Source organism: Bacillus sp. M13(2017) (genome assembly GCF_002218325.1).
Lineage (GTDB): Bacteria > Bacillota > Bacilli > Bacillales > Bacillaceae_G > Bacillus_A > Bacillus_A thuringiensis_K.
This window is the reverse complement of record NZ_KZ268531.1, coordinates 1-14,924: the sequence shown is the minus strand read 5'-3', so window position 1 is coordinate 14,924 and position 14,924 is coordinate 1. Positions and strand designations below refer to the sequence as shown.

Here is a 14,924-nt window from a genome sequence, read left to right as displayed (position 1 = left end):
CCGTCCGCCGCTAACTTCATAAGAGCAAGCTCTTAATCCATTCGCTCGACTTGCATGTATTAGGCACGCCGCCAGCGTTCATCCTGAGCCAGGATCAAACTCTCCAATAAAGTTAGTTTATCTAGCATCTAAAATAAAAATTGACGTTTCACGTTGTTTGTTTCGTTTAGTTTTCAAAGTTCAACATCGCGTTTTAGCGACTTTTATAATTTAACATTTCTCGTTAAATCTGTCAACAGTTTTTTTCTTTCGCTGCTGACGACGCTTATTAATTTACCATATTAATCATTTAATAGTCAACACTTTTAAAAAAAATGCCAAAATAATTTTATCTTGGCATGATATAAAGCTTAATAATCACTAATGCTGCCACACCGGGTAGGCCTAATAAACTCGTTATTGCTGCTGTACCCATGTTAATCGGGATATGAAAATCAAAATATGTCCCTATAACATTTACGATAAAAAGCAACGCTATTCCTAAAGTAACATGAAAAATCACCTTACCTATAAAACGTAATGGCTTAGAGGCAACACCAAAAACAAGAAAAATAAATACTAAAGTAAGAATGCCAACAATAATAATTGTAGAATTCATTTTTTCCTCCTTATGAATGACCTATACATCTATTTGTATGGGACAAGACAATAAAAAAGAACAGTTATCATAAGTGGCATCCCTTTCATATAAACTAAATAAAACAATAACTCAGCATTTAACAAATAAAATAAAAAGGCCTGCTTAGAAAGCAGAACCCTTTACCATTGTTCCATTTTTACAGGACGACGCTTTGCTTCTTTCAACAAAAAGAAATATTTCGCCTCTGCTATTTTCAAAGAACAAATGACATCTTGAGACGGTTCTACACTTTGTTCGACCATTCTCTTCTGACGTAACCACTCATTCTTCACTTTTTCCAAAAGTACAATTAACTTATCGTCATACTCTTTACGCAATTTACCCTTTTTTTGAAAGAACATTTTTGTTTCTCCTCTTATACTTCTCTGCGACCTTCTAACGCTTTGGATAGTGTCACTTCATCTGCATATTCTAAATCTCCACCAACTGGCAGACCATGCGCAATACGAGTTACTTTAATGCCTGTAGGTTTTAAGAGGCGGGAGATATACATGGCTGTAGCTTCCCCTTCAATATTAGGGTTTGTTGCTAATATCACTTCTTGTACGGTTTCATCATGTAGTCGCTTTAAGAGTTGTGGGATATTAATGTCTTCCGGTCCAATTCCCTCCATAGGAGAAATCGCACCACGTAACACATGATATACACCTTGATACTCTTTCATTTTTTCCATCGCGATTACATCTTTCGGTTCTTGCACGACACAAACAACTGATTGATCTCGATGTGAATCATTACAAATATAACAAGGATCACGATCAGTAATATGTCCGCATACAGAACAGTACGCTAAATCTCGCTTCGCATTTACAAGTGCTTTCGCGAAACCTAACACGTCATCTTCTTTCATATCTAATACGAAAAACGCCAATCGAACCGCTGTTTTCGGTCCGATACCTGGCAACTTCATAAAACTATCGATTAGTTTTGATATTGGTTCTGGATAATGCATGTATCAATATCCTCCTAGAACATTCCACCCGGTAAGTTTAAGCCTTTTGTAAATTTACCCATTGTAGAGTTTGAAAGCTCATCAGCCTTTTTAAGCGCATCATTTGTTGCAGCTAACACTAAGTCTTGTAACATTTCGATATCTTCTGGATCTACAACTTCTTCTTTAATCTTCACTTCAAGAATTTGCTTGTGACCATTTGCGATAACTGTAATCATTCCGCCGCCAGCTGTACCTTCAACTGTTTTTTCACCAAGCTCTTCTTGTGCTTTCGCCATGTCCTTTTGCATCTTTTGCATTTGTTTCATCATGTTATTCATATTTCCCATTCCGCCACGCATCATAATTAATTCCTCCTAATTATTATTACTCTTTTATTTCAATGAGTTCTTGCCCTACTAATTTCACTGCCTCTTCTATAAGAGGGTCTTCCTTTTTCTCCGGACTTTCTTCAGACTCTCCACCTTCACGTTGTAAAAAGTCTTCACGGATTTTACCCCATTCACTTTTGGGAATGGCAATCATATTTAACCTTTTACTTAGCAATTCAAATAAAGCTTGTTCTACTGTATCCATAGCTTCTCGATTTTCGCTCGCCATCTTACAGTGAATCTCATATTGAAATGCTAAAACGTAAGTGTCATCTGAAGCTGCCACCGGTTCGCTATTTTCTAGTAAAACGGCAAACGCTACTTTGTTATATGATTTGAGTCTTCCTAACAACTCACCCCATACAGCTTTTAATTGTTCTAAATCTTGACGCTTCGCTTGTTTTAATACTTCATTTACACGTCCGACAGGAATTTTCATACTTCCTGTTCGTACCGGTTTTGGTGTTGCACGTGTCTCTCTTACTTCTTGTTGTACACCAGCTGGCACACCGTTCTTTTTGACTTGCTCTAACTCTTTCTCCAGTTGCTGCATCCTGTTCATAATTGCTTGCAAACGATCTGTACCATTTGCTTGCATCATAAACTGTTGACACAATTGCACCATAACAACTTCTAAGAAAATACGCGGATGATTTGTCCACTTCATTTCCTGTTGTCCCTTACTAAGGGTATGAATAATCTCATAGATCACTTCCGGTTGCATTTCTTCACTCAACTTACGGAATTGATCATCTACAATTACTCGTTCCAACATATGTTCTAGTTGCGGTGAAGTTTGATATAAAAGCATATCACGATAATAGTAAATGAAATCCTCCATAAAACGAACTGGATCCTTCCCTTTACTCATCATTTCATCTATGATTTGCAATGCTCTTGATACATCATTTTCACGTATGCACTCTACTAAATTTCCTAAGTATTGCTGAGAAACAGATCCTGTTACGGCCAATACGTCTTCTGTCGTAACAATCTCATCACTATAAGATATAGCCTGATCAATAAGACTAAGCGCGTCACGCATACCACCTTCGGCAGCACGTGCAACAATTTGTAATGCTTCATCTTCCACTTGCGTACCTTCATTTGTCACGACCGTTGATAATCTCTCAACAATATCATTCACTGATATTTTTCGGAATTCAAAGCGCTGACAACGTGAAATGATTGTAGGTGGGATCTTATGAGGTTCTGTTGTCGCCAAAATAAAGATAACATGTCCTGGCGGCTCTTCTAAGGTTTTTAAAAGCGCATTGAATGCACCCATAGAAAGCATGTGAACTTCATCAATAATGTATACTTTATATTCTACAGCACTTGGAGCATATTTTACTTTATCTCTAATATCTCGAATTTCATCTACACCGTTATTTGAAGCCGCATCAATTTCTAATACATCTGAAATGGATCCTTGTGTAATTCCTAAACAAGAAGGACATTCATTACAAGGTTCAGCTACCGGAGCATGTTCACAGTTAATTGCTTTTGCAAATACTTTTGCAATTGTTGTTTTTCCTGTTCCCCTCGGACCAGAAAATAAATAAGCATGTGAAACTTTCTCTTGAAGAAGGGCATTTTGCAACGTTTTTGTCACGTGCTTTTGACCGACTACATCTTCGAACTTTTGCGGTCTCCATGTTCGGTATAACGCTTGGTATGACACGAAAATACGGCCTCCCTCAAAGGTTATTATCTCATTTATTATAACCCATTCTGTTTATAGATTCCAAAAGTTATTTTCTATACAAAAAACTCACCTTTTTATTAAGGTGAGTTTTGTATACATATATAACTGCCGTGCACCCTCCGTCGATTACGTACCATAAGCGTTACTCAAGCAGTTAGCTCGGTTCAGGCACTCCTGCGGCACACGAGAAGACCCGCTTATTGCTGCTTCCTTCCGGACCTGACAAGGTTCACGGGGTCCCGTTGCGCAGGACCCAAACGTCAACACCACTTACTTAAGGCAGACCTTACAGCAACATAACCTCGAGAGGGGATTCGGCCTCGCTAGAGCGGATTGCGAGTATAGGGCACCGCTACCTCCCCGCTTAGCACGGCAAAGTTAAAACCAATATTCGGTTGCCTTTATTAAAGGCATTATCAGTATAACTTGTTTCTTTGTAAAATGCAAATACGTTAGTTCTCAGTATTTCCCCCTAATTTTTTTATCGCTTTTCTTTTTTTACGAAGCTCTCTAAAAAAGTTCGTTAACAACGTACCGCATTCTTCCTCTAGTACACCAGATACTACTTCACATTGATGATTGAAGCGTTCATCCGTTAAAAGATTCATCAATGTTCCTGCACATCCGCCCTTCGGATCACTTGCACCATATACAACTCGCTTCACTCGTGATAAAACAATTCCACCGGCACACATTGGACAAGGTTCTAATGTTACATACAATGTTGCATCTTCTAAACGCCATGTCCCTAATTTTTTACATGCCTCATCTATCGCTAGCAACTCAGCATGAGCTATTGATCTTTGCTCAGTTTCTCTTAAATTATGGGCAACACTAATTACCTCACCATCTAACACTATAACTGCTCCAATTGGTACTTCCTGTATTTCCTCTGCCTTTTTAGCTTCTTCTATCGCTAATTGCATAAAATAAATATCTTGATCTTGTTTCATAACATAGTCCTTTCATTACAAATAAAGTACACTTATTTCCATTTACTACACAGGGGATAACTTTTACAAATTCAATCCACCCTAAAAGAAAAAAGAGAGGGGATTACATATGAAAAATACCGCCTTGCTCATTATCGATATGATTAATGACTTTCAATTTTCCCACGGACCCATTCTAGCTAAAAAATGCGAAACTATAACAAACCCTATTTTACAATTAAAGAAAAAAATGAAATCCTTCGGCTATCCTATAATTTACGTTAATGACCATTATCAACTTTGGAGATCTGATATCGACCAACTTATTACTCATTGCACAAATGAATATAGCGAAAATATAATCCATAAAATTGCTCCAAATTCTGATGATTACATTTTTATTAAACCACATTATTCCGCTTTTTATGAAACACCTTTAAATTCATTACTAGGTTATTTAAAAATAGAAAATCTAATATTAACAGGGGTTGCTGGAAATATATGTATCCTATTTACAGCTAATGATGCTCATATGAGAAATTATACATTGTATGTACCACAGGATTGTATCGCCTCTAACAACGACCAAGATAATATACATGCCTTGAAAATAATGGAAACTACATTGAAAGCAAATATAACATCATCAACCAAAATAAAATTTAATTAATACATATATCTATTTTCTAACTTTTTATATCAAATTAACCCGCTCGCTTCCCTCTTGTGCTACAATAATTCTGTTTTGTGTTTTTAGTAGTCACGGTAAATCACTGATTGAAAGGAGGAAACAGCGTGACCGGAGTACCATTTATCACGGTTGAAGGACCAATTGGTGTTGGAAAAACTTCACTTGCGAAGGAAATTTCAACTCACATGCAACTCCACTTACTAAAAGAGATTGTTGATGAAAATCCCTTTTTAGGAAAGTTCTATGAAGACATCGACGAATGGAGTTTTCAAACAGAGATGTTCTTTCTTTGTAATAGATACAAACAATTAGAAGACATTAACATAAAGTATTTGAATCAAAGGAAACCAGTAGTAGCGGATTACCATATCTTTAAAAATTTAATTTTTGCATCCCGCACATTAAAAGACTCTCAATATGACAAATACATGCAAATTTATCGTATCCTTACACAAGATATGCCTGTGCCAAATGTCATTGTTTATTTAACAGCTAGCCTAGAAACATTGCAAAAACGAATCGCCATGCGCGGAAGAGAATTTGAAAAAAACATGGATCCAAATTACTTACTACAGCTCACAAAAGATTATGAAACAGCAATGGATGCTTTTAAAAAAGATCATCCAGAAATACCAGTATTGAAATTTAATGGAGACGATATGGATTTTGTAAAAAATCCTGATGATTTAAACGTCATCCTATCTGCCCTTCAAAATACTCTCTTAAAGGAGTCGAAATAATAATGAATTTAAGGCAAAAATATGATATACCCAATGACGCAGTAATCACTATCGCCGGAACGGTAGGTGTGGGTAAATCAACTATGACAACTGCATTAGCTAATGCTTTAGGTTATCGCACATCATTTGAAAAAGTAGATTCCAATCCATATTTGGACAAGTTCTATGCGGACTTCACTCGCTGGAGCTTCCACCTACAAGTGTACTTTTTAGCAGAACGATTTAAGGAACAAAAAAGAATTTTTGAATATGGTGGCGGTTTTGTTCAAGATCGTTCCATTTACGAAGACACTGGAATTTTCGCAAAGATGCATCATGAAAAAGGGACAATGACGGAAACTGATTATGAAACATACAAAGGTTTATTTGACGCTATGGTCATGACTCCTTACTTCCCTCATCCAGACTTATTAATTTACTTAGAAGGTTCTTTCGATGATATTGTCGATCGTATTCAAGAACGCGGGCGCCCAATGGAACAGCAAACACCAATTGAGTACTGGAAAGAAATGCATGGACGTTATGAAAACTGGATTAACAACTTTAATTCATGCCCTGTATTACGCTTAAATATTAATGAGTACGATATTTTAAAAGATGGTGATTCAATCGAACCAATCATTAAAAAAATTGGCCATTTTTTAAAACAAACACGTAAACTTGTAAAATAAAAAACCCGTGCATATGCACGGGTTTTCCTATTAAATTACTTCTTCTTTGTTGGAGCAATAATTTCACTCTCAGGTTTTCCTGCGTTAATGCGCTGACGAACAGTACTTGTACTAATATCGTATGCTTCAGCAATCTCTTTAACAGTCATTTCTTTACCGTTAATTACTGCCGTTAATACTTTACCTGTACGTTTTGGAGCTGCTTCTTTCTTTACAGCCGCTTTTTTAACTTGTTTTGGCGCCTCTACTTTACTCTTAGCTGGTTTTACATCACAAGTACAACCACAAAGTTTACGGAATGTATCATCACTAATAATGCGTGATACATTTGCACCACTGTTTAAAATTCTATTGTTCTTACAGACAGGACATTGTACATAATATAAAGTTTTTCCATCTAAAGGAAACGTTTGTATAATAAGATCCATGTTGACTCCTTTCATATCTATGAAGATAATCATCGGAATATGAGTGTGTAATAAGGACAAGATTACCTTACACCATACTTTATGATTGGTTTTAAAATAAAAACTCGTTACGTGTTGGTAACGAGTTCTCCAATCTCCACTTATATGCGCTGTTGTCAATTATATCTGGAGGAGGTAGAGGGATTCGAACCCCCGCGCGACTCTCGCCGCCTGTCGGTTTTCAAGACCGATCCCTTCAGCCAGACTTGGGTATACCTCCATATTGACATCAAATATAATATCAAAAGAAAAACAGTTAGTCAACCCTACTAAAATAAATTATGAGGAAAGGAAAATTTTACTTTCCCCTTCCTACATTACAGTACTGACAACGCTCATAATTACCAATCACTCATACCGATGAATGTTTAAATTTACTTAATAACTGTTTTTCCTCCCATATAAGGGCGAAGAACTTCTGGAATTATAATTGTACCATCTTCTTGTTGGTAGTTCTCTAAAATAGCTGCAACCGTACGTCCAATTGCAAGACCAGATCCATTTAATGTATGAACATGTTCTGGTTTTCCATTTGGCTCACGGCGGAAACGGATATTTGCACGTCTCGCTTGGAAAGCTTCAAAATTACTACAAGAAGAAATTTCACGATATGTGCCATAGCTCGGAATCCATACTTCAATATCGTATTTCTTCGCTGCTGTAAATCCTAAATCGCCTGTGCACATGCTCATAACGCGATATGGCAACTCTAATAATTGTAACACGCGTTCTGCATCATTTGTTAATTTTTCTAACTCTTCATAAGAATCTTCTGGTTTTACGAACTTCACAAGCTCTACTTTATTGAACTGATGCTGGCGAATTAAACCACGTGTATCACGCCCAGCTGAACCTGCTTCAGAACGGAAGCAAGAGCTAAATGCAGCATATCTTATAGGCAATTGCTCTTTATTTAAAATCTCATCACGATGCATATTCGTTACAGGTACTTCAGCTGTTGGAATTAAGAAGTAATCTTCACTTTCAATACGGAATGCATCTTCTTCAAACTTTGGAAGTTGCCCTGTTCCCGTCATACTTGCACGGTTTACCATATATGGAGGTAATACTTCTTCATATCCATGCTCATCAGTATGAAGATCAAGCATAAAGCTAATTAAAGCACGCTCTAATCTTGCACCAGCACCTTTGTAAAATACGAAGCGGCTTCCTGTTACTTTCCCAGCGCGTTCAAAATCTAAAATTCCTAAATCAGTAGCAAGATCCCAATGTGGTTTTGGCTCATAAGTAAATTCTTTCACTTCTCCCCAAGTACGTGCTACTACATTATCATCCTCTGTTTCACCAACTGGAGCAGATTCATGAGGTATATTTGGAATAGATAACATTAATCTTTCTAAGTCTTCTTCAACTGTACGAAGTTCGTTATCAAGATCCTTTACTTTTTCTCCAACCTCACGCATTTCTAAAATTAGAGCTTCTGCATCTTTCTTTTCGCGCTTTAATACAGAAATTTGTTGAGATACTTCGTTACGTTTACTTTTTAATTCTTCTGTCTGAACAAGTAGTTCTCTTCTTCTCGTATCAAGTTCTTCAAAACGTCCGAAATCAGTTAAATCTTCGCCTCTATGCTGTAATTTCGCTTTTACTTCTTCAAAGTTTGTACGTAAAAATTTAATATCAAGCATTATATACTCCTCCTTTTATTTTATAAAACACAAAAAACTCCCGTCCCTATATAAAGGGACGGGAGTTAACCCGCGTTGCCACCCTAGTTGAAAGCATTACTGCTTTCCTCTCAAGTAGAAATAACGGCTCTTCACCGGGAATGCTTACTAATCCAAAAGATATTCCACATTCCATTCCAGGATGGATTCACAAACTGTTTCTATCGATTTCCACCAACCATCGACTCTCTATAAGAAACGACATTTGTTACTATTTCCTATCAACACGCTTATTTTATAAAATTGTTACCATCAATTTACTATAATCTTATACAAGTTGCAAGTTACTTATACAACTTTTTTCATTTTCGCTTCTTTTACCATTTCAACAAAGTATGCTGTCACACGATGATCATCTGTTAATTCCGGATGGAATGAAGCAGCTAAAAACTGATTTTGTCTTACCGCTACCATTCGATCACCATGCTTAGAAAGCACTTCAACATTATCAGCTACTTCTACAACATACGGCGCACGGATAAATACACCAACGAAGTCTTCACCCACGCCTTCAATTGAAAGTGCAGCTTCAAAACTATCCTTTTGGCGTCCGAACGCATTGCGCTCAACTGTAATATCCATAGCACCAATATGTGCTTCTTCATAGCCAATAAGTGTTTTCGCAAGAAGAATCATCCCTGCACATGTACCAAACATTGGTTTACCAGACTTTGCAAATGTACAAAGTGGTTCCATGAAAGCATACTTATCAATAAGACGGCGCATTGTTGTACTTTCACCGCCCGGTAAAATAAGACCATCAATCTCTTCAAGTTGCTCTATACGCTTTACAACAACAGCTTCTGCACCACTTGCTTCAACTGATTTTACATGTTCACGAACTGCACCTTGAAGACCTAGTACACCGATTTTCACCATTTTAAAGTTCTCCTTTAATTACCATCCACGCTCTTGCATGCGTTGTTCTGGTAATAACGTTGAAATTTCGACACCCTTCATTGCATTACCTAATCCTTTAGAAAGGCTTGCAATTAGTTCGTAATCTTCATAATGAGTCGTTGCTTCAACGATTGCACGTGCAAATTTCTCTGGGTTTTCTGATTTGAAAATACCAGATCCAACAAATACCCCATCAGCACCAAGTTGCATCATTAATGCTGCATCTGCAGGTGTTGCTACACCACCTGCCGCAAAGTTTACAACTGGTAAACGACCAAGGCGTTTAATTTCAAGTAGTACTTCATAAGGAGCACCAGTATTTTTTGCATATGTCATTAACTCATCTTCACGTAGACTTGCAACTTGACGGATTTCTGCATTGACTTGGCGCATATGACGCACTGCCTCTACAATGTTTCCTGTTCCTGGTTCACCTTTTGTACGAAGCATAGATGCACCTTCTGCAATACGACGTGCAGCTTCTCCGATATCACGGCAACCACATACAAACGGAACTGTGTAATCACGTTTATTTAAATGGTATACTTCATCGGCAGGAGTTAATACTTCACTCTCATCGATATAGTCTACCCCTAATGATTCTAATACACGTGCTTCTACAAGGTGACCGATACGGCATTTTGCCATAACCGGAATTGACACTGCACCCATAACTTCTTCAACGATTGTTGGGTCTGCCATACGAGAAACGCCACCTGCTGCACGAATATCTGCTGGTACACGCTCTAATGCCATAACGGCAACTGCGCCTGCCTCTTCTGCAATTTTTGCTTGTTCAGCGTTAACTACGTCCATAATAACGCCGCCTTTTTGCATTTCTGCCATTCCACGTTTTACACGTTCTGTCCCTGTTACATTTGTCATGTACAAAAACCCCCCTAGGTGAATTGCTTTCCCCCGTTAAAGGCGAAAATTAAGAATACTCTTACATTCTACCACTAACTATCAGATGCTTGTCTACTACTTTTTCATAAAGTCGGTATGAAAAATAGGAATAAAAAAAAGCTCCTATCATGAGGAGCTTTTAAAACCAACCTTTTACTGTATCAACAGCACTATTCCACATACCACTAAAGAATGAACCAATTCCGCGCATAGCACGAGTAAACCAGTTTGCTTCTTCCACTTCAGATGTTGTTACAAGATCCACTTGCAGTGACTTACCAGTTAAAAATCCAGGGTCGTTTGTATCTTTTGGCGTAATTACCATTTGACCAAGCGCCGCTCCCTTTTTAATAGGTGCTTCTTGTCCCTTACTTGATTCTTTTAATTCCGTTTTATAAACATCTTTACTTCCTTTTGGCACTGGAAGTGAAATAGCTTGTTTCGTTTGAACTGCTACATCTTTATCTTTCGCATTTTCTACTCGTACTGTTTCTTGTCCTTTTACTGAAGAACCTTTTTTATACATTTGTTTCACTTCAAAGTTAGCAAATCCATAATCATATAGCTTCTTTGTTTCATCAAAACGTGCTGTATGAGAACTTGTTTTAATAACTACAGAAATAAAACGCATTCCGTTTCTTTCAACCGTACCAGTGAAGCAATCTCCTGCTTCTGGAGTTGAGCCTGTTTTTAGGCCGTCTACGCCATCATATTCTTTAACTAAGCCCTTTAACATCCAGTTCCAGTTCGACATTGCAAACTTCTCTTTTTCTGGACGGAATTCTTTTTTAGGGATTTTTGCTGTATCTAACACTTTTGGATAATCTTTAATTAAATGTTGTGCTAAAGTTGCAACATCCTTTGCAGACATTTTATTTTCTTCATCCGCTGTTGTTCCTTCAGGATGCATTCCCTTTAAATCTTTATTCGTTAAACCTGTAGAATTGACAAATTTATAATTTTTCAACCCTAGTTCTTTCGATTTATCATTCATCATTTTTACGAAGTCTACTTCTTTACCTGCAATTGCTTCTGCTAATGCAATTGTTGCACCATTTGCAGAAAAGATTGCCATTGCCTCGTATAACTCTTTTACTGTATAAGAGCCACCATTTTCTAATGCAACATTTGATAATGAAGCATCTTGTGAAACCTTATATGCATATTCAGAAACCTTAATTTTCTGGTCCCACTTAAGTTTTCCTTTATCCACTGCTTCGTGAACTAAATATTCACTCATCATCTTTGTCATACTAGCAATGGATAATAATTCATCTGCATTCTTTTGATATAAAATTTTCCCAGAATTCGCTTCTACTAAAATTGCCGCACCTGCTTCAATGTTTAAAGCGGCTCCTGTTTCAGCTGATGCATTGCTATATGGCATAAAAATGCTACAAGCTAGTGTAAGCACTGTTACCAAAGCAATGAATCTTTTGCAAAACATACCTTTCACTTTTGCTACCCCCAATATCTATGTACTCACATAACCGTTATTCTAACATAATCAAAAAAAAATAGACAGAGATATCAAATCTCTGTCTATTTGTATATAAGACATTATAATGAGTAGTTTGGAGCCTCTTTTGTAATTTGTACGTGATGAGGATGACTTTCACGTAAGCCAGCACCTGACATACGAATGAATTGTGCATTTTCGCGTAAGAATTCTAAATCCTGTGCTCCGCAATATCCCATACCTGCACGTAAGCCACCAACTAATTGGTGAACTGTATCTGCTAAAGGTCCTTTATATGGTACTCGTCCTTCAATACCTTCTGGGACAAGTTTTTTATTGCCTTCTTGGAAGTAACGATCTTTACTTCCTTTTTCCATCGCACCGACAGAACCCATACCACGATACACTTTAAATTGACGACCTTGGTAAATTTCAGTTTCTCCAGGGCTTTCTGCAACACCTGCAAACATGCTACCTAGCATAACAACATGTGCTCCTGCCGCTAAAGCTTTCACCATATCACCAGAGTACTTAATACCGCCATCAGCAATAACTGGAATGCCGTGTTTACGAGCTTCTGTTGCACAATCATAAACCGCAGTTAATTGTGGTACACCAACACCGGCTACAACGCGTGTTGTACAAATAGAACCTGGTCCAATACCAACTTTAACTACGTTTGCACCAGCTTCAATTAGTGCTTTCGTTGCTTCAGCAGTAGCAACATTTCCAGCGATAATATTTAGTGATGGATATTTAGCACGAACTTCTTTTACCTTATCAATAACACCTTTAGAATGCCCATGTGCTGTATCAAGTACAATTGCATCTACACTAGCTTTTACTAATGCATCGATGCGAAGCATAGCATCCGCTGTTACACCAACTGCTGCTCCAACTAATAAGCGTCCTTGCTTATCTTTAGCAGAGTTTGGGAATTCAATTACTTTTTCAATATCTTTTATTGTAATAAGCCCTTGTAATACACCGTTATTATCAACAAGAGGGAGTTTTTCAATTTTATACTTTTGTAGGATCTTTTCAGCTTCTTCCAGTGTAGTACCAACTGGAGCTGTAATTAATTGTTCTTTTGTCATTACGTCAGAAATTTTGATTGAGTAGTCTTGGATGAAGCGCATATCACGGTTTGTAATAATACCAACTAATTTTCGCTCATCTAAATTATTTACAACCGGTACACCTGAGATACGATATTTTCCCATAAGATGTTCTGCATCATATACTTGATGTTCTGGAGTTAAGAAGAAAGGATCTGAAATAACGCCGCTTTCAGAGCGCTTTACTTTATCAACTTGCTCTGCTTGTTGCTCAATAGACATATTTTTATGAATAATTCCTAAACCACCCTGGCGAGCCATTGCAATAGCCATGTCAGCTTCTGTTACTGTATCCATTCCTGCACTAATTAACGGGATGTTTAGCTGTAAGCTTTCAGATAAAACTGTTTTAACACTTACTTCTCTTGGTAATATATCTGACCTAGCTGGTACAAGTAATACATCATCAAAAGTCAAACCTTCTTTAACAAATTTAGATTCCCACATAATTGTTCCCCCTATGATACCAGAAATTATTATTAGTAGCTTATCAATTGGTTAAAATACTGTCAAGGACGTATATATATGTTAGAATTTTTAGACAATAAAAGGAGCGTAATATATGCATCAAACATCTTGTACTTGGCAGCAGTTAAGTTTCTTTTTTTCATCTCAAAACGTACAACGTTATCTTGCCCGTTGTTACGAAAAATCCTCTATTCAGGATGCCGAAAAAAAAAGTTTTGAAAATTGTTATCCCTTTATTTATTACTTAGAACACGGGAAAAATTATTATGAATTATATAAGACAGCTCCATTTTCCATTCAACCAATGTTGTTATTTTATGGAATTAGTCAACTTTTTAAAGCATGCCTACTAACTATTGATCCTAACTATCCTGAATCCACTACTGTTTTAGCTCATGGCGTTACAACTCGCAAACGAAAAAAACAAGGGTATCAATTTTTAGAAGATGAGGTGAAGGTACAAAAAAACGGATTATTTACTCATGTTGCAGAACAACTGTTTCACATGAAACACTTAGAAGCAGAAAAATTTAACATGTTAGAATTAATGGGAAATATTCCAGAATTACAAAATTTATTTCGTTATAGTCAAAAAGGATCAACTTTATATAAAATCGATTCAACAATTAAAAATGAGCTCTCCTTTTCAGTCAACCTACTAGATCGATTACATATGACTAAAGAGAGATTTTCTCGTTACATTGAAACATCTTGTAAGCATTTATCAATACAGCACGTACCTGAGAAGACTAATGAATCGAATTTACTTTTTACAGCGCCCATTCAATCATGGAATCCTATGTACAGTACTCCTTTATACTATGAACATCTTACTAATACTTATTATTTGCCACTTACGACTGATCCTAGAAATCCTAAGCCAATATTACCTGAACTCCTCATTCATTATTTATTGCTCTATAATTTAAGCATGATTTCTAGGTATGAAACAGATTGGTGGTATGACTTACTTGGCAGTTATGGTTCTGAAGATTATCCATTTATTTATCAATTTCTAAGTATTTCTGCTCAAAAAATCCCTTACTATATTTCAAATTTTTTATTAATGGAACCAAATCTATTTCATGGGAAATAAAAAAACACAAGTCAAATGACTTGTGTTTTTAGTTGCTTGGCGACGTCCTACTCTCACAGGGACAAGGTCCCAACTACCATCGGCGCTAGAGAGCTTAACTTCCGTGTTCGGTATGGG

The 14,924-nt window shown here is 36.9% G+C and carries 16 protein-coding genes, 1 tRNA gene, 2 rRNA genes, 1 other RNA gene and 1 other annotated feature; of the genes, 4 read left to right on the top strand and 16 right to left on the bottom strand.

The window, feature by feature from the left end; translation table 11 throughout:
• From CGQ22_RS30790 to tadA, 8 genes are all read right to left on the bottom strand, one after another.
• Positions 1–110: ribosomal RNA gene (locus CGQ22_RS30790) — 16S ribosomal RNA — on the bottom strand; the annotation flags it as partial.
• Between the two features lie 218 nt (positions 111–328).
• On the bottom strand, positions 329–598 hold the full coding sequence (locus CGQ22_RS30785; RefSeq protein ID WP_001089271.1) for a pro-sigmaK processing inhibitor BofA family protein: 270 nt from the start codon (positions 596–598) through the stop codon (positions 329–331).
• A 161-nt stretch (positions 599–759) separates the two neighbouring features.
• Entirely contained in the window at positions 760–981 is a 222-nt protein-coding gene (locus CGQ22_RS30780; RefSeq protein ID WP_000466019.1) for a YaaL family protein, read from the bottom strand.
• 14 nt (positions 982–995) lie between these two features.
• Positions 996–1,592: a recombination protein RecR gene (recR, locus tag CGQ22_RS30775; RefSeq protein ID WP_000559169.1), complete on the bottom strand. Its 597-nt coding sequence runs from the start codon at positions 1,590–1,592 to the stop codon at positions 996–998.
• A gap of 14 nt (positions 1,593–1,606) precedes the next feature.
• Positions 1,607–1,933 (bottom strand): YbaB/EbfC family nucleoid-associated protein, encoded by a 327-nt coding sequence (locus CGQ22_RS30770; protein WP_014894853.1) that lies wholly within the window; start codon positions 1,931–1,933, stop codon positions 1,607–1,609.
• A 25-nt stretch (positions 1,934–1,958) separates the two neighbouring features.
• Positions 1,959–3,647, bottom strand: coding sequence for a DNA polymerase III subunit gamma/tau (gene dnaX, locus CGQ22_RS30765; RefSeq protein WP_000121561.1), 1,689 nt, complete (start codon positions 3,645–3,647; stop codon positions 1,959–1,961).
• 132 nt (positions 3,648–3,779) lie between these two features.
• Positions 3,780–4,044: signal recognition particle sRNA large type (ffs, locus tag CGQ22_RS30760), an RNA gene on the bottom strand.
• A 79-nt stretch (positions 4,045–4,123) separates the two neighbouring features.
• Complete coding sequence (tadA, locus tag CGQ22_RS30755) at positions 4,124–4,624, bottom strand: tRNA adenosine(34) deaminase TadA (protein WP_000806702.1); 501 nt, start codon at positions 4,622–4,624, stop codon at positions 4,124–4,126.
• Between the two features lie 109 nt (positions 4,625–4,733).
• On the opposite strand from tadA, the gene CGQ22_RS30745 reads away from it, so the two are divergent.
• The 3 genes from CGQ22_RS30745 (at position 4,734) to CGQ22_RS30735 (ending at position 6,705) form a co-directional block, all read left to right on the top strand.
• Positions 4,734–5,273: a cysteine hydrolase family protein gene (locus CGQ22_RS30745; protein WP_000798723.1), complete on the top strand. Its 540-nt coding sequence runs from the start codon at positions 4,734–4,736 to the stop codon at positions 5,271–5,273.
• Positions 5,274–5,398: 125 nt separating this feature from the next.
• On the top strand, positions 5,399–6,034 hold the full coding sequence (locus tag CGQ22_RS30740) for a deoxynucleoside kinase (RefSeq protein ID WP_000148218.1): 636 nt from the start codon (positions 5,399–5,401) through the stop codon (positions 6,032–6,034).
• 2 nt (positions 6,035–6,036) lie between these two features.
• Positions 6,037–6,705, top strand: a complete 669-nt coding sequence (locus CGQ22_RS30735; protein ID WP_001053585.1) for a deoxynucleoside kinase — start codon at positions 6,037–6,039, stop codon at positions 6,703–6,705.
• A 35-nt stretch (positions 6,706–6,740) separates the two neighbouring features.
• On the opposite strand, the gene CGQ22_RS30730 is transcribed toward CGQ22_RS30735, so the two are convergent.
• From CGQ22_RS30730 to guaB, 7 genes are all read right to left on the bottom strand, one after another.
• Positions 6,741–7,133 carry a sigma factor-like helix-turn-helix DNA-binding protein gene (locus tag CGQ22_RS30730; RefSeq protein WP_000364191.1) on the bottom strand — a complete coding sequence of 131 codons (393 nt, stop codon included), beginning with the start codon at positions 7,131–7,133 and terminating at the stop codon, positions 6,741–6,743.
• A gap of 166 nt (positions 7,134–7,299) precedes the next feature.
• Positions 7,300–7,392 (bottom strand) — tRNA-Ser (locus CGQ22_RS30725).
• A 154-nt stretch (positions 7,393–7,546) separates the two neighbouring features.
• Positions 7,547–8,821 (bottom strand): serine--tRNA ligase, encoded by a 1,275-nt coding sequence (gene serS / locus CGQ22_RS30720; protein ID WP_000884187.1) that lies wholly within the window; start codon positions 8,819–8,821, stop codon positions 7,547–7,549.
• A gap of 51 nt (positions 8,822–8,872) precedes the next feature.
• Positions 8,873–9,094 (bottom strand) — a binding site (T-box leader).
• A 54-nt stretch (positions 9,095–9,148) separates the two neighbouring features.
• On the bottom strand, positions 9,149–9,739 hold the full coding sequence (gene pdxT / locus CGQ22_RS30715) for a pyridoxal 5'-phosphate synthase glutaminase subunit PdxT (RefSeq protein WP_074594554.1): 591 nt from the start codon (positions 9,737–9,739) through the stop codon (positions 9,149–9,151).
• Between the two features lie 18 nt (positions 9,740–9,757).
• Positions 9,758–10,645 carry a pyridoxal 5'-phosphate synthase lyase subunit PdxS gene (gene pdxS, locus CGQ22_RS30710; RefSeq protein ID WP_000186165.1) on the bottom strand — a complete coding sequence of 296 codons (888 nt, stop codon included), beginning with the start codon at positions 10,643–10,645 and terminating at the stop codon, positions 9,758–9,760.
• A 160-nt stretch (positions 10,646–10,805) separates the two neighbouring features.
• Positions 10,806–12,113: a D-alanyl-D-alanine carboxypeptidase DacA gene (gene dacA, locus CGQ22_RS30705; protein WP_125653127.1), complete on the bottom strand. Its 1,308-nt coding sequence runs from the start codon at positions 12,111–12,113 to the stop codon at positions 10,806–10,808.
• 113 nt (positions 12,114–12,226) lie between these two features.
• Positions 12,227–13,690, bottom strand: coding sequence for an IMP dehydrogenase (gene guaB, locus CGQ22_RS30700; protein WP_000264088.1), 1,464 nt, complete (start codon positions 13,688–13,690; stop codon positions 12,227–12,229).
• A gap of 115 nt (positions 13,691–13,805) precedes the next feature.
• Here guaB and CGQ22_RS30695 point away from each other — a divergent pair, with 115 nt between their 5' ends.
• The gene (locus CGQ22_RS30695) at positions 13,806–14,807 is read left to right on the top strand and encodes a YaaC family protein (protein WP_000554287.1); all 1,002 of its coding nucleotides are present in this window, start codon (positions 13,806–13,808) and stop codon (positions 14,805–14,807) included.
• 34 nt (positions 14,808–14,841) lie between these two features.
• Here CGQ22_RS30695 and rrf read toward each other — a convergent pair.
• Positions 14,842–14,924, bottom strand: a 5S ribosomal RNA gene (gene rrf / locus CGQ22_RS33070); the annotation flags it as partial.

What these genes read in the sequence shown, in the direction of transcription:
- CGQ22_RS30785 (WP_001089271.1), bottom strand. Translation starts at nt 598, where the DNA reads ATGAATTCTACAATTATTATTGTTGGCATTCTTACTTTAGTATTTATT.
- CGQ22_RS30780 (WP_000466019.1), bottom strand. Translation starts at nt 981, where the DNA reads ATGTTCTTTCAAAAAAAGGGTAAATTGCGTAAAGAGTATGACGATAAG.
- recR (WP_000559169.1), bottom strand. Translation starts at nt 1,592, where the DNA reads ATGCATTATCCAGAACCAATATCAAAACTAATCGATAGTTTTATGAAG.
- CGQ22_RS30770 (WP_014894853.1), bottom strand. Translation starts at nt 1,933, where the DNA reads ATGCGTGGCGGAATGGGAAATATGAATAACATGATGAAACAAATGCAA.
- tadA (WP_000806702.1), bottom strand. Translation starts at nt 4,624, where the DNA reads ATGAAACAAGATCAAGATATTTATTTTATGCAATTAGCGATAGAAGAA.
- CGQ22_RS30745 (WP_000798723.1), top strand. Translation starts at nt 4,734, where the DNA reads ATGAAAAATACCGCCTTGCTCATTATCGATATGATTAATGACTTTCAA.
- CGQ22_RS30735 (WP_001053585.1), top strand. Translation starts at nt 6,037, where the DNA reads ATGAATTTAAGGCAAAAATATGATATACCCAATGACGCAGTAATCACT.
- CGQ22_RS30730 (WP_000364191.1), bottom strand. Translation starts at nt 7,133, where the DNA reads ATGGATCTTATTATACAAACGTTTCCTTTAGATGGAAAAACTTTATAT.
- serS (WP_000884187.1), bottom strand. Translation starts at nt 8,821, where the DNA reads ATGCTTGATATTAAATTTTTACGTACAAACTTTGAAGAAGTAAAAGCG.
- pdxT (WP_074594554.1), bottom strand. Translation starts at nt 9,739, where the DNA reads ATGGTGAAAATCGGTGTACTAGGTCTTCAAGGTGCAGTTCGTGAACAT.
- pdxS (WP_000186165.1), bottom strand. Translation starts at nt 10,645, where the DNA reads ATGACAAATGTAACAGGGACAGAACGTGTAAAACGTGGAATGGCAGAA.
- dacA (WP_125653127.1), bottom strand. Translation starts at nt 12,113, where the DNA reads ATGTTTTGCAAAAGATTCATTGCTTTGGTAACAGTGCTTACACTAGCT.
- guaB (WP_000264088.1), bottom strand. Translation starts at nt 13,690, where the DNA reads ATGTGGGAATCTAAATTTGTTAAAGAAGGTTTGACTTTTGATGATGTA.
- CGQ22_RS30695 (WP_000554287.1), top strand. Translation starts at nt 13,806, where the DNA reads ATGCATCAAACATCTTGTACTTGGCAGCAGTTAAGTTTCTTTTTTTCA.